The organism is Pseudomonas sp. 67(2021), assembly GCF_017491835.1.
In the GTDB taxonomy this organism is placed as follows: domain Bacteria; phylum Pseudomonadota; class Gammaproteobacteria; order Pseudomonadales; family Pseudomonadaceae; genus Aquipseudomonas; species Aquipseudomonas atacamensis.
In genome coordinates, this window is the sequence record NZ_JAFGYL010000006.1 from 202,523 (window position 1) to 216,160 (window position 13,638).

The window sequence follows — 13,638 nt, forward strand, 5'->3', positions numbered from 1 at the left end:
TTAGCGGGACCCGTCGGCCGGCCGCGCGCTTGTCTATGCTTTGTCATGTGGCGCGCCTTGCCAGTGGGGCACGGGCAGCGCCAGAATGCCGCTACCTGCCCCGCCTGATTGTTAAGGAAGCCCGATGCCTGATCCTGTTGCTGCCAGCCTGCGTCTTGCGCCCGAAGCGCTGACTCGTCCGTTTTCCGCTGAACAGTTCAGCTTCACTAGCACCAATGATCTGGAGCCCTTTCGCGGTGTGCTCGGCCAGGAACGCGCGGTCGAAGCCTTGCAGTTCGGTGTGGCGATGCCACGCCCCGGTTACAACGTATTCGTCATGGGCGAGCCCGGCACCGGCCGTTTCTCGTTCGTCAAACGCTACCTGAAAGCCGAAGGCAAGCGCCTGCAGACCCCGGCGGACTGGGTCTACGTCAACAACTTCGATGAGCCGCGCGAACCGCGTGCACTGGAGCTGCCATCGGGCACGGCGGCCTCGTTCATCGGCGACATCAACGGCCTGATCGACAACCTGCTGGCGACTTTTCCAGCAGTTTTCGAACACCCGTCCTACCAGCAGAAAAAAAGCGCCATCGACCGCGCCTTCAATCAGCGCTACGACAAGGCGCTGGACATCATCGAGCGGCTGGCCCTGGAAAAAGACGTCGCCCTGTACCGCGACAGCAGCAATATCGCCTTCACCCCGATGCTCGACGGCAAGGCCCTGGACGAAGCCGAATTCGCGCAGTTGCCGGAAGCCGAGCGCGAGCGTTTTCACGATGACATTTCCGGCCTCGAAGAGCGCCTGAACGAAGAACTCGCCAGCCTGCCGCAGTGGAAGCGCGAGTCGAACAATCAACTGCGTTCGCTCAACGAAGAAACCATCACCCTGGCCTTGCAGCCGTTGCTGGCGCCGCTGTCGGAGAAGTACGCGGAGAACGCCGGGGTCTGCGGTTACCTGCAAGCGATGCAGGTCTACCTGCTGAAAACCGTGGTCGAACAACTGGTCGACGACAGCAAGACCGACGCCGTCGCGCGCAAGTTGCTGGAAGAACAATACGCACCGAGCCTGGTGGTCGGGCATCCGGCCAGCGGCGGTGCACCGGTGGTGTTCGAGCCGCATCCGACCTACGAAAACCTGTTCGGCCGCATCGAGTACACCACTGACCAAGGCGCGCTCTACACCACTTACCGGCAGTTGCGTCCGGGTGCGCTGCACCGCGCCAATGGCGGTTTCCTGATTCTCGAAGCGGAAAAAATGCTCAGCGAGCCGTTCGTGTGGGATGCGCTCAAACGCGCCCTGCAATCGCGCAAACTGAAAATGGAATCGCCGCTGGGCGAGATGGGCCGCTTCGCCACCATGACCCTGAATCCGCAGCACATCCCGTTGCAGGTCAAAGTCATCATCATCGGTGCGCGGCAGCTGTATTACACGCTGCAGGATCTCGATCCGGACTTCCAGGAGATGTTCCGCGTTCTGGTCGACTTCGACGAAGACATCCCGATGGTCGACGAAAGCCTCGAGCAGTTCGCCCAGCTCCTGAAAACCCGTACTTCGGAAGAAGGCATGGCGCCGCTGACCGCCGATGCGGTGGCACGACTGGCGACCTACAGCGCACGGCTGGCCGAGCATCAGGGGCGCTTGTCGGCACGCATTGGCGATCTGTTCCAACTGGTCAGCGAGGCGGATTTCATTCGCCATCTGGCCGGCGATGAAATGACCGACGCCGGCCATATCGAACGCGCTCTGAAAGCCAAGGCCACCCGCACCGGGCGGGTCTCGGCGCGGATTCTCGACGACATGCTCGCCGGAATCATCCTCATCGACACTGACGGTGCGGCGGTCGGCAAGTGCAACGGGCTCACGGTGCTCGAGGTCGGCGACTCGGCGTTCGGCGTGCCGGCGCGGATTTCCGCCACGGTCTACCCGGGCGGCAGCGGCATCGTCGACATCGAGCGTGAGGTCAACCTCGGTCAGCCGATTCATTCCAAAGGCGTGATGATTCTCACCGGTTATCTGGGCAGCCGTTACGCCCAGGAATTCCCCTTGGCGATCTCGGCGAGTATTGCGCTGGAACAGTCGTACGGTTACGTCGACGGCGACAGCGCATCGCTGGGCGAGGCGTGCACGCTGATTTCGGCGCTGTCGAAAACTCCGCTCAAGCAATGTTTTGCCATCACCGGTTCGATCAACCAGTTCGGCGAAGTGCAGGCAGTCGGCGGGGTCAACGAGAAGATCGAAGGCTTCTTCCGCCTCTGCGAAGCACGCGGCCTGACCGGCGAACAAGGCGCAATCATTCCCCAGGCCAACGTCGCCACGCTGATGCTCGATGAGAAAGTCCTCGCCGCCGTGCGCGCCGGGCAGTTCCACGTGTATGCGGTGCGTCAGGCCGATGAGGCGCTGAGCCTGCTGGTGGGTGAGCCGGCCGGGGAGCCGAACGCCGATGGCGAATTCCCCGAAGGCAGCATCAATGCGCGAGTGGTCGAGCGCCTGCGCGATATCGCCGAGATGATCAGCGAAGAGGACTTGAAAGAGGCTGAGAAGGAACTGGCGCAGGAGGCCCTCGCCGAAGCCAAACCGGCCTGATCAGTTCATTCCAGACCCTGTGGGAGCGAGCCTGCTCGCGAAAGCGCTGTATCAGTCGACGAATGAGTTGGCTGGTCCATCGTCTTCGCGAGCAGGCTCGCTCCCACAGTGCTTTTCCAGATTGATCTCTGCGGGGATCTTCGGGGAATGTGCCACTACTCTGACGCCAATATTCACACAATGACCATTCGGCGCCTTCTGGTTCCATTTGGCTTGCGCGGGACACTTTTCTTCTATTCTCAGGTCAAGGATATCGACAGTATCACTGGATCGAGCCAGTCCTCCCGTGGGGGCTGAATACCGGCTTTACCGAGGGTCGCCGCCATGTCGCGCAACCTCTGTCTCACCCGTCAATGCCTGGGTCTGGTGACCCGGATCGAATGCGCCGTCAAGCCGCTGGCCGGCGACAACGGCATGTGGACGCTGCTCTTCGCGGCCGGCATGGCCGGCGAACAACCTTCCGCGATCAAAGCCCAGGGCCCGTTTCACGGCCCGGTCGCGGCCGAGTCGATTCTCGACACCATCGTTGAAAGCCTGACCTTGCATGGTTACGAACTGGCCGATGATCCGCAGATCTGGAGCTTGCATCTGCAAGCGCAGTTGCGGCAGATCAACGGCGGCCGTGGGCGCAGTCTCAACGGTTAAGGCGCCGTCTGGTCCACCGGCGCCTTGTCGAGCTTGACCTCAAAGCCGTATTGCACGGTGGCGAGGTCGGTGCGCTGATAGGTCTCCACGCGAGTCGGGCGACCATAAAAGTAGTGCACGCCGAGTAGCGCGGGGCCTTCGGTGCTGGCGTCGTGGCTGACCGAAAGAATCTGCTTGAGGTAGTGGCCACTGTCGTCCTTGACGAAGAAACGCCATTCGTTGGCCGGGAAGGTTTTCAGGTCGACTACCAGCGTGTTGTCCTTGATCGCCAGGCCTTTAGGCAATGACTGCGCGTCGTAGGATTGCTTGGCCACCGTGGCCAGAAACAACGGCATCGAGCCCACGGCAATCGCCGGGGTTTCCGGAAACAGATTCAGATCATAAGTAATCGTCGCTTGCAGTGGATCGACCTGGTACGCCTCGGGCGGCAGTTCGATCGGCTCGTCGAGTTTGCCGCCGCGCTTTTCCGTGAAGAAGGTCACGGGACTGACGCCGGGGTTGAGTTCGTCGCCAAGCAATTCGTCATTGAAGGTGCGGCGGTGGGAAAACTCGATACGCGCCGCGCTCGGCTCTTCAACCGATTGATGAATGCGCACGCCGGCCTTCAATTGTTCCTCAGTCAGGTCCGCGCCTTTGAGCCAGTTGGCGGCGAGGTCGTCATACACCACAACTGGCAGGTCCAGCGGCTGCACGGCTTTGGCCGTGGTGTGCGGATTGAAGGTGCGCACCGGCAGGTCCAGGGATTTGCGCGTCACCGTTGCCGAGGAGAAGTCGAGCACGCTGACTTCCAGGGTCTCGATCGGGCCGTGGAAATACACCTTGTTGTAGCGGCGCGGGTGGTCTTTCTCGAAGGCTTGCTGGTCGTCGCTGAGCTGTTTTTCCAGGGTGTCGCTCCAGCTCTTCTGCTTCTGTAACTGCGTCAGTTGTTTCTGGTAAAACGCGACCTGCTCCGGGCTTTCGTTGATCGAACCGGCGCGCACCAGGTATTGGCCGCTGGCGTCGCGGGCCTGGACGATCAGCGGATTGATCCGGGTTTCGGCGACTTCCGCTGCCAGCGGCAGGCTGTTGCTGACTTCGACCTCGGCATAGTTCTTTTCCAGCTTGAGCAGTTTGACGCTGAGGTTGTCGTTGCTGCGGGTCTGGCCGACGTCTTTCTGTGTCAGGTCAAAGCTGTACAAGCGCCGTGGCGCGATAACTTCGACCAGGCCTTGCAGGCTGACCGGTTGTGGCAGGCTTTTTTTGTCGACGTTGAGGCCATCGATGAACGGGTAGGTCACCGTCAGGTCGTCGGGATTGGTCACGTTGGAGCTGGACGGGCTGAGCTGAATGCCTGGATCGGTCTCCGACCACTCCGGCTGCCAGGCGATCACGCGTTTGTTGCTCAACGTGACCGAGTGCCACTCGATGCCGTGCGGGAACAGGAACCCGCCGGGAATGTTCAGGTTGAACGGGAATACCGGCTGCAGATCGGTCAGGTAATCCGAGCTGGCGTCCTTGTGCAGCACGAACAGGCCGTCGATGAAGGTATCGACCAGCGCTTGCGGGGTAGGGTAGTGCTTGAGCACGGCGAGGGCGTCTGCGCCGTATTCGGTATGCGGGGTGATGTCGTCGAGCTTGAGCCGGGCGCGTTCGAGCAACAGCAGCGAACCGCCGAGTTCGGTGATGGCGTCCTTGAGCTTGGGATCGCTGATCGTGTCCAGTGACTGTTCGAAGGTGGCGGTCTTTTCGTCGAGGTTGGCGACTTGTTTTTCATCGCCGGGCGAGCAACCGCCGATGAGCAAGGCGAGGCAGATACCGGCAGTCGTCAAGGCTGATCGCACATCCATTTCCACGCGTCCTGTCCACTGTCATTGGGCTGTCAATGCTTTGGACACTAGCAGAAAAACTTTGTCACACACACGCAGGTGGCGGATTTTCCGGCGGTTTCTGGCTGTCACAGCGGGCTGTTATACTCGCCGCCATTTCCAGCCCCTTGTGTGAGAGTCAATGGAACGCTTTATCGAAAATGCAATGTACGCCACCCGCTGGCTGCTGGCGCCGATCTACATCGGCCTGTCCCTCGGTCTGCTGGCGCTGGCATTGAAGTTCTTCCAGGAAATCGTCCATATCCTGCCCAATGTCTTCGCCATGGCTGAATCGGATCTGATTCTGGTGCTGCTGTCGCTGATCGACATGGCGCTGGTGGGTGGTCTGCTGGTGATGGTGATGATTTCCGGCTACGAGAACTTCGTCTCGCAACTGGACATCGACGAAGGCAAAGAGAAGCTCAGCTGGCTGGGCACCATGGACTCGTCGTCGCTGAAGATGAAAGTCGCGGCGTCGATCGTGGCGATTTCTTCGATCCACCTGCTGCGCATCTTCATGGATGCCAAGAACGTCGATCCCGAGCATCTGATGTGGTACGTGATCATTCACATGACTTTTGTGGTGTCCGCGTTTGCCATGGGTTACCTGGACAAGGTCACCAAGCACTGATCAGCCGATCAAGGCAAAAGAGCCGCCCGTCTGTTGTGAAACAGACGGGCGGTTTCGTTTGTGGCTTGTGCTTTCAAGCGCAGCGGCCTATCCCTGTAACGGTGCGATTCGCCACGGTGTGAGGTGCTTCCATGAACCTGCAAGAGTTGAACGCGTTTGCTGTTGCCAGGAAGGTCGACGAGTTGAACCTGATCTCCATGGAAGGGGGCATTTACCTGTTGGAAGCGAGGATGCATGGGACGGCGTATCCGTTGAGCGATCTCAAGGGCAATATGCTGACGCTGCGCTCAGTGGAGCACGCGCGGGATCTGCTGCATGCCTTCCCGGTGCTGCCATTCAACCTTGTGCACACCTCAGTCCATGACGAAATGTGCGGGCTGGTCGCTGACCTCGATGAAAGCCTGAAAGTGCCGCTCGCCTGGCGCTCGGCCCTGTAGGCTCGGCCCCAAGTCCGGGGTATCTGTGCTAGTCTGCTCGCCCTTTTGGTTCCGGGCGCGCCGGGACGCGCTGTGCACGCACGGCAAGTCCTGTGGCCGTCCGCACAGCGGAGCAGTGTCATGTCCGAAGTAAATCTGTCCACCGACGAAACCCGCGTCAGCTACGGTATCGGCCGTCAACTCGGCGACCAGCTGCGCGATAACCCGCCACCGGGTGTCAGCCTGGACGCGATCCTGGCCGGTCTGACCGACGCTTTCGCCGGCAAGCCAAGCCGTGTTGGCCAGGAAGAAATGTCCGCCAGCTTCAAAGTGATCCGCGAGATCATGCAAGCTGAAGCAGCTGCCAAGGCTGAAGCTGCGGCTGGCGAAGGCCTGGCCTTCCTCGCCGAAAACGCCAAGCGTGACGGCATCACCACCCTGGCTTCCGGCCTGCAATTCGAAGTGCTGACTCAGGGCGATGGCGCCAAGCCGACCCGTGAAGACCAGGTGCGGACGCACTACCACGGCACCCTGATCGACGGCACTGTGTTCGACAGCTCCTACGAGCGCGGCCAGCCTGCAGAATTCCCGGTTGGCGGCGTGATCGCTGGCTGGACCGAAGCCCTGCAACTGATGAATGCCGGCAGCAAATGGCGCCTGTACGTGCCGAGCGAACTGGCTTACGGCGCGCAAGGCGTGGGCAGCATCCCGCCGCACAGCGTTCTGGTATTCGACGTCGAGCTGCTCGACGTTCTGTAATACCGAGCCTGCCTTGATGGCGGGCTGAAAAATGTGGGAGCGAGCTCGCTCGCGAAGGCGGTTTTTCAGTCGACTCATTCGTTGACTGATTTATCGCTTTCGCGAGCAAGCTCGCTCCCACAGGTTTTTTTAATGCTGCTCATATTTCGATCTTGTTGTGCAGCTCATTGGTCGGGCGCAACGCCCGGGCATAGCAGAACAGGAACAGATTGCGCACCAGCTCCTTGAGCACCAGCGGCTCGCTGGAATTGAGGCTGCTGACGTCCAGATCGCCTTGATCCTGCAGCTCATGCAAGGCTTCTTCTTCAAGCACCGCACAGACTTCGCCGGTTTCCCGATGGAGGATTCTGAGGTAAGGGTGTGGGCGATCCAGCCAGGCGTCGATCAAATAAGTCATGGGGCTCATCTCCTTGAAAGGTTTCAATGAGAATAATTCTTATTCATCAAATAGCAAGTGCCTATTGGCGGATCGTGGATTTTTCCGGGTAAAGATTGTGTCAGGTCAAAATGGCTGGCTGATGGCCATGCGCGGATTCATTGAGCCGAAGCGGGGAGGGCAAAGCTCCATCCCACGGCTGGCGCAGGATGGATGACGCAAGGCTCAGACTTTTCTGACGAACTCGGATTTGAGCTTCATCGGGCCGATGCCGTCGATCTTGCAGTCGATGTCGTGGTCGCCATCGCACAGGCGGATGTTCTTGACCTTGGTGCCGACCTTGACCACCAGCGATGTGCCCTTGACCTTGAGGTCCTTGATCACGGTGATGGTGTCGCCGTCCTGCAGGACGTTGCCGACCGAATCTTTCTTCACGGCATCATCGGCCGCCACTTCGGCTTCGCCGCTGGCAGACCACTCGTGGGCGCACTCGGGGCAGACCAGTTGGGTGCCGTCTTCGTAGGTGTATTCGGAATTGCATTTCGGGCAGGGTGGCAACGTGCTCACTAAGGTTCCTTGGGTATCAGGAGGACTAAAGGGCGCACATTGTATAGGGTTTTACGCGGAGGAGGGCATAGCGCAGAAACAACTGTGGGAGCGAGCCTGCTCGCGAAAGCGCTGTGTCAGTCAACATTGAGTCGATTGGCAGATTGCTTTCGCGAGCAGGCTCGCTCCCACAGGGGATGAATCAGTGCGTGCGGGCTACCGCGAACTCGCTCAGTTCCACCAGCGCATCGCGGTATTCGCTGGCCGGCAGCGCCTCGAGGCACTTGATCGCACGGGCCACGTAATCGCGGGCCAGTTGCGCGGTGTACTCCAGCGAGCCGGACGCTTCGACGGCGATGCGGATGCTTTCGAGGTCTTCGATCCCGCCTTTCTGGATCGCCTGACGCACCAGTGCCGCCTGTTCGGCTGTGCCTTCGCGCATGGTGTAGATCAGCGGCAGGGTCGGTTTGCCTTCGGCCAGATCGTCGCCGACGTTCTTGCCCAGGGTTTCCGCGTCGCCTTTATAGTCGAGCAGGTCATCAACCAGCTGGAACGCCACACCCAAGTGATCGCCGAACGTGCGCAGGGCTTCGCTCTGCTCGGCGGTCGCGCCGGCGAGCGCGGCGGCGCTGTGGGTCGAGGCTTCGAAGAGCATCGCGGTCTTGCCGCGGATGACTTCCATGTAGGTTTCTTCGCTGGTGCTGGCGTCACGCACCTTGGACAGCTGCAACACTTCACCTTCAGCGATGATGCGTGTGGCCTGGGAGAGAATCTTCATCACCGGCATCGAGCCCAGTTCGACCATCATTTCGAACGAGCGCGAATACAGGAAATCGCCGACCAGCACGCTCGGGGCATTGCCCCACATAGCGTTGGCGGTCGAGCGGCCACGGCGCATGCCGGACATGTCGACGACGTCGTCATGCAGCAGGGTCGCGGTGTGCAGGAATTCGATGGTGGCGGCCAGCAGGCGCATGTCGTCGCCTTCGCGACCCAGGGCCTTGCCACACAGCAACACTAATAAAGGACGCAGGCGTTTGCCGCCGGCCGACGTGATGTAATCGCCGATTTTCGATACCAGCGGCACTCGAGACGTCAGCTGCTTCTTGATGATGCCGTCGACGGCGCTAAAATCGTCCGCCACCGCGCGGTAGAAAGCTTGGGGTTGCATCAGCGAGAGTCGCTCCAGAAGGGTTGCGCGGCATGCTAGGACCCCCGTCCAGACCTGTCAAGGCGCGATGGACGGCCACTTGCGCGAGGCAGATTGCTTGCGTACAATCGCGCACCCTGAACTTCCTGGGCAGCACCTGCCTTACGCAATTGCACTTGGGCCGTTCCAGCCCCATGCAGCCATGCCAGCCAATACCTCTTCTTATAAAGAGCTGGGTGAGCAGGATTATCGGAGAAATACCATGTACGCAGTAATCGTTACCGGCGGTAAGCAATACAAGGTCGCTGAAGGTGAATACCTGAAGATCGAAAAACTGGAAATCGCTACTGGCGAATCCGTGACTTTTGATCGCGTTCTGCTGGTCGCCAACGGCGACGACGTGAACATCGGCGCACCAGTTGTTGCTGGCGCAACCGTCAAGGCTGAAGTGATCTCCCAAGGTCGTCACGATAAAGTCCGCATCATCAAGTTCCGTCGCCGTAAGCACCACATGAAGCGTATGGGCCACCGCCAGTGGTTCACCGAGATCAAAATCACCGGTATTCAGGCTTAATTACAGCCTAATTCCTCACTAGGAGAATTGAACTCATGGCACACAAAAAAGCTGGTGGTAGTACCCGTAACGGTCGCGACTCAGAAGCCAAACGCCTTGGCGTGAAGATGTATGGCGGCCAGGTCATCAAGGCCGGCAACATCATCGTGCGTCAGCGCGGCACCCAATTCCACGCTGGCTACGGCGTTGGCATGGGCAAGGATCACACTCTCTTCGCTAAAATCGAAGGCGTGATCAAGTTCGAAGTAAAGGGCGCCTTCGGTCGTCGTTACGTGAGCGTAATCGCGGCTTAATCGCGAGATCGCTGGAGAAGCCCTGTCTTGCGACGGGGCTTTTTCGTTTGTGGGGTGAGTCTCTTGCAAAGCTGTTTGTATGGGCTGTCGGCGTGCGATGCAGGTCGTGTCTTGGGGTCGCTGCGCTCATTTTTGCAAGAGTCTTATGTCTTGATTGTTTTTCGGCTCGTCCGTACGGCGAGAGGCGTTGGTTATGAAGTTTGTTGATGAAGTATCGATTCGCGTAAAGGCCGGTGACGGTGGCAACGGTGCCATGAGTTTCCGCCGGGAAAAATTCATTGAAAACGGTGGCCCGAACGGCGGTGATGGCGGTGACGGCGGTTCCATCTACATGATGGCCGACGAGAACCTCAACACCCTGGTCGACTACCGTTACACCCGTCACTTCGATGCCGAGCGTGGCTCCAACGGTGGCAGCACCGACTGCACCGGCAAGAAGGGCGAAGACCTGATCCTGCGCGTGCCGGTCGGCACCACCGTGATCGACTCTGCCACTCAGGAAGTCATCGGCGACCTGACCAAGGCCGGTCAGAAACTGATGGTAGTGCAGGGCGGCTGGCACGGTCTGGGCAACACCCGTTTCAAATCCAGTACCAACCGTGCACCGCGTCAGACCACGCCGGGCAAGCCGGGCGAGCAGCGCGACCTGAAACTGGAAATGAAAGTGCTGGCCGACGTCGGTCTGCTGGGCTTGCCGAACGCCGGTAAAAGTACCTTTATCCGTTCGGTCTCGGCCGCCAAGCCGAAAGTCGCCGACTACCCGTTCACCACGCTGGTGCCGAACCTGGGTGTGGTCAGCGTCGATCGCTGGAAGAGCTTCGTCATTGCCGACATTCCGGGTCTGATCGAAGGCGCTTCCGACGGTGCTGGCCTGGGCATTCGCTTCCTCAAGCACCTGGCGCGCACGCGTCTGCTGCTGCACCTCGTCGACATGGCGCCGCTGGATGATTCCAGTGCTCCGGACGCGGCTGAAGTGATCGTCAACGAGTTGATCAAGTTCAGTCCGTCGCTGGCCGAGCGTGATCGCTGGCTGGTGCTGAACAAGTGCGACCAGATCCTTGAAGAAGAGCACGATGCTCGGGTCAAGGAAATCGTCGATCGTCTGGAGTGGACCGGTCCGGTGTACGTGATCTCGGCCATCGCCAAGATCGGTACCGAGCGTCTGTGCCACGACATCATGCGTTACATGGAAGACCGTGCCGATCGCCTCGCCGCAGATCCTGCGTACAAGGAAGAGCTGGCCGATCTCGATCAGCGCATCGAAGACGAAGCCCGTGCGCAGTTGCAGGCGCTGGACGACAAGCGTGCCCTGCGTCGCAGTGGCGTGAAGTCGGTCCATGACATCGGCGACGATGACTGGGACGAAGAAGATGTGGATGACGAAGACGGTCCGGAAATCATTTACGTGCGTGACTGATCCGTTGCGATAAACTTGAACGCCGCTCAATCGAGCGGCGTTTTAGTATCCGGAAATCGATCGTTGGTCAGCAATCGCCACGATTAACGTCACGGGCAGTGCCAGGTCGCGCTGCCCTCAAGCTAAGGTTGAAGATGATGCGGAGCAAGGTGACAGGTGCGCAGCGTTGGGTCGTGAAGATCGGCAGCGCTTTGCTGACAGCTGACGGCAAAGGGCTGGATCGCGCGGCAATGAGTGTCTGGGTCGAGCAGATGGTGGCGCTGCATGAAGCGGGCGTCGAGCTGGTGCTGGTGTCTTCCGGGGCGGTGGCGGCCGGCATGAGTCGCTTGGGCTGGACCGCACGACCCAGTGCCATGCACGAGCTCCAGGCGGCCGCTGCAATCGGTCAGATGGGGCTGGTGCAGGCTTGGGAGTCGAGCTTCGCCGAGCATGGCCGGCACACTGCGCAGATTCTCCTGACCCACGACGACCTGTCCGACCGCAAGCGCTACCTCAACGCCCGCAGTACCTTGCGTGCGCTGGTCGAGCTGAAAGTCATTCCGGTGATCAACGAAAACGACACTGTGGTCACCGATGAAATCCGTTTCGGCGACAACGACACGTTGGCGGCGCTGGTGGCCAATCTGGTCGAGGCCGATCTGCTGGTGATCCTCACTGATCGCGACGGCATGTTCGACGCCGATCCGCGCAACAATCCTGATGCGCAGCTGATTTATGAAGCGCGCGCCGATGATCCGACGCTTGATGCGGTCGCCGGCGGTACCGGCGGTGCGCTGGGGCGTGGCGGCATGCAGACCAAGCTGCGCGCGGCGCGCCTGGCAGCGCGTTCCGGTGCGCACACCATCATCGTCGGCGGGCGGCTTGAGCGCGTGCTTGATCGTCTCAAGGCGGGCGAGCGCATCGGCACGCTGCTATCGCCGGAGCGCGGCATGCTCGCGGCGCGCAAGCAGTGGCTGGCCGGTCATCTGCAAACCCGTGGCACTCTGGTGCTGGATGAGGGGGCGGTGTCGGCGTTGTCCAAGGGCAACAAAAGTCTGCTGCCGGTGGGGGTGAAGCTGGTTCAAGGCAGTTTCCGTCGCGGTGAGATGGTCGTCTGCGTAGCGCCGGATGGTCGGGAGATCGCTCGGGGGCTGGCCAATTACAGCGCCCTGGAAGCGCAAAAAATCATCGGTCAGTCGTCGGATGCGATTGTCGGTTTGCTCGGTTACATGGCGGAGCCGGAACTGGTTCACCGTGACAACCTGATTCTGGTCTAAGGAAAATTCGATGCGTGTAGCGAAAGGATTGTTGGGCCTGCTGATGGCCATGCCATTGCTGGCCTCGGCCGAGGAAATCGGTCAGGTGTCGACGGTGTTCAAGTTTGTCGGGCCGAATGACCGGATCGTGGTCGAGGCGTTCGATGATCCGAAAGTCGAAGGCGTGACCTGCTACCTGTCACGCGCCAAGACTGGTGGAGTGAAGGGTGGTCTCGGTCTGGCCGAGGATCGCGCAGAGGCCTCGATCGCATGCCGTCAGGTCGGGCCGATCAAGTTCAAGGGTGAGCTGAAGGATGGCGACGAGGTGTTCAAGGAGCGCACCTCGCTGGTGTTCAAGACCATGCAGGTGGTGCGTTTCCTCGACAAGAAGCGCAACACGCTGGTGTACCTGGTCTACAGCGATCGCTTGATCGAGGGCAGTCCGCAGAATGCGGTCACGGCTATCCCGATCCTGCCGTGGGTGCCGGTCCAGCAATAAGCGCCACCAATCCGAACTGTGGGAGCGAGCCTGCTCGCGAAGAGGTCATGTCGGTCGATAGAAATACCAACTGGCAGATCGCATTCGCGAGCAGGCTCGCTCCCACATTTTTTTGCATGTAGCTTGTTAAATCACAGGCAATAAAAAACCGACCCTGAGGTCGGTTTTTTAATGACTACGTCGATTAAGCGGCTTCTTTCAGCGCTTTGACGTGGCCATTCAGACGGCTCTTATGACGAGCAGCCTTGTTCTTGTGGATGATGCCTTTATCGGCCATACGGTCGATAACTGGCACAGCCAGAACGTATGCAGCTTGAGCTTTTTCAGCGTCTTTTGCGTCGATGGCCTTAACTACATTCTTGATGTAGGTACGAACCATGGAACGCAGGCTGGCGTTGTGGCTGCGACGCTTCTCAGCCTGTTTTGCACGTTTTTTGGCGGAAGGTGAGTTGGCCACCGTCGAGCTCCTCGAAAGACTTTTTAGGAAATAGCAAACAAAATAGGCCGCGAATCATGCCGATGAAGACTTGTCTTGTCAAGGGCACTTGAATCGTTCCGCTAAGTGGTAGGTATAAAGAGGCGGGATATTTATTTCCGGCGCTTGACCTGTAAACTCGCGAGCTTTGGCTCTGTGCTGTTGCGGCGCGGAGTATCGCACAAGTAGGCGCATTGTTCGCCTGCTGTTTATCG

At 59.7% G+C, this 13,638-nt stretch carries 15 protein-coding genes; 10 read left to right on the forward strand and 5 right to left on the reverse strand.

Annotated features, from left to right (window positions below):
- The first annotated feature begins 124 nt into the window (after positions 1 to 124).
- Together J5M66_RS10850 and J5M66_RS10855 are read left to right on the forward strand one after the other, a co-directional pair.
- Positions 125 to 2,563, forward strand: a complete 2,439-nt coding sequence (locus tag J5M66_RS10850) for an ATP-binding protein (protein ID WP_024014367.1) — start codon at positions 125 to 127, stop codon at positions 2,561 to 2,563.
- Positions 2,564 to 2,887: 324 nt separating this feature from the next.
- Positions 2,888 to 3,208, forward strand: a complete 321-nt coding sequence (locus J5M66_RS10855; RefSeq protein WP_016773114.1) for a hypothetical protein — start codon at positions 2,888 to 2,890, stop codon at positions 3,206 to 3,208.
- Here the strand turns inward: J5M66_RS10855 and J5M66_RS10860 are convergent.
- Positions 3,205 to 5,034 (reverse strand): hypothetical protein, encoded by a 1,830-nt coding sequence (locus J5M66_RS10860; protein WP_207808200.1) that lies wholly within the window; start codon positions 5,032 to 5,034, stop codon positions 3,205 to 3,207. The two genes, J5M66_RS10855 and J5M66_RS10860, sit on opposite strands and share 4 nt — an antisense overlap.
- A 160-nt stretch (positions 5,035 to 5,194) precedes the next feature.
- Between J5M66_RS10860 and J5M66_RS10865 the strand changes: the two genes are divergently transcribed.
- The 3 genes from J5M66_RS10865 to J5M66_RS10875 all read left to right on the forward strand — a co-directional run bounded on the left by J5M66_RS10865 (position 5,195) and on the right by J5M66_RS10875 (position 6,858).
- The gene (locus J5M66_RS10865; RefSeq protein WP_122698530.1) at positions 5,195 to 5,683 is read left to right on the forward strand and encodes a TIGR00645 family protein; all 489 of its coding nucleotides are present in this window, start codon (positions 5,195 to 5,197) and stop codon (positions 5,681 to 5,683) included.
- A gap of 131 nt (positions 5,684 to 5,814) precedes the next feature.
- Entirely contained in the window at positions 5,815 to 6,120 is a 306-nt protein-coding gene (locus J5M66_RS10870) for a DUF6482 family protein (RefSeq protein ID WP_024014365.1), read from the forward strand.
- 120 nt (positions 6,121 to 6,240) lie between these two features.
- Positions 6,241 to 6,858, forward strand: coding sequence for an FKBP-type peptidyl-prolyl cis-trans isomerase (locus J5M66_RS10875; RefSeq protein WP_016773117.1), 618 nt, complete (start codon positions 6,241 to 6,243; stop codon positions 6,856 to 6,858).
- Positions 6,859 to 6,997: 139 nt separating this feature from the next.
- On the opposite strand, the gene J5M66_RS10880 is transcribed toward J5M66_RS10875, so the two are convergent.
- The 3 genes from J5M66_RS10880 to J5M66_RS10890 form a co-directional block, all read right to left on the reverse strand.
- Positions 6,998 to 7,255, reverse strand: coding sequence for a hypothetical protein (locus tag J5M66_RS10880; RefSeq protein WP_016773118.1), 258 nt, complete (start codon positions 7,253 to 7,255; stop codon positions 6,998 to 7,000).
- 204 nt (positions 7,256 to 7,459) lie between these two features.
- Positions 7,460 to 7,801 carry a zinc ribbon domain-containing protein YjdM gene (locus J5M66_RS10885; RefSeq protein ID WP_016773119.1) on the reverse strand — a complete coding sequence of 114 codons (342 nt, stop codon included), beginning with the start codon at positions 7,799 to 7,801 and terminating at the stop codon, positions 7,460 to 7,462.
- 181 nt (positions 7,802 to 7,982) lie between these two features.
- Complete coding sequence (locus tag J5M66_RS10890; RefSeq protein ID WP_016773120.1) at positions 7,983 to 8,951, reverse strand: polyprenyl synthetase family protein; 969 nt, start codon at positions 8,949 to 8,951, stop codon at positions 7,983 to 7,985.
- A gap of 241 nt (positions 8,952 to 9,192) precedes the next feature.
- On the opposite strand from J5M66_RS10890, the gene rplU reads away from it, so the two are divergent.
- From rplU to J5M66_RS10915, 5 genes are all read left to right on the forward strand, one after another.
- On the forward strand, positions 9,193 to 9,504 hold the full coding sequence (rplU, locus tag J5M66_RS10895) for a 50S ribosomal protein L21 (RefSeq protein WP_007924746.1): 312 nt from the start codon (positions 9,193 to 9,195) through the stop codon (positions 9,502 to 9,504).
- A 35-nt stretch (positions 9,505 to 9,539) separates the two neighbouring features.
- Positions 9,540 to 9,797, forward strand: a complete 258-nt coding sequence (rpmA, locus tag J5M66_RS10900; protein WP_016773121.1) for a 50S ribosomal protein L27 — start codon at positions 9,540 to 9,542, stop codon at positions 9,795 to 9,797.
- A gap of 193 nt (positions 9,798 to 9,990) precedes the next feature.
- A complete protein-coding gene (cgtA, locus tag J5M66_RS10905) occupies positions 9,991 to 11,214 on the forward strand; it encodes an Obg family GTPase CgtA (protein WP_016773122.1) in 1,224 nt (407 codons plus the stop codon).
- Between the two features lie 137 nt (positions 11,215 to 11,351).
- Positions 11,352 to 12,470: a glutamate 5-kinase gene (gene proB, locus J5M66_RS10910; RefSeq protein WP_039761700.1), complete on the forward strand. Its 1,119-nt coding sequence runs from the start codon at positions 11,352 to 11,354 to the stop codon at positions 12,468 to 12,470.
- 10 nt (positions 12,471 to 12,480) lie between these two features.
- Entirely contained in the window at positions 12,481 to 12,948 is a 468-nt protein-coding gene (locus tag J5M66_RS10915) for a CreA family protein (RefSeq protein ID WP_039761698.1), read from the forward strand.
- 184 nt (positions 12,949 to 13,132) lie between these two features.
- On the opposite strand, the gene rpsT is transcribed toward J5M66_RS10915, so the two are convergent.
- Positions 13,133 to 13,405, reverse strand: coding sequence for a 30S ribosomal protein S20 (gene rpsT, locus J5M66_RS10920; RefSeq protein ID WP_003228351.1), 273 nt, complete (start codon positions 13,403 to 13,405; stop codon positions 13,133 to 13,135).
- Positions 13,406 to 13,638 lie beyond the last annotated feature (233 nt).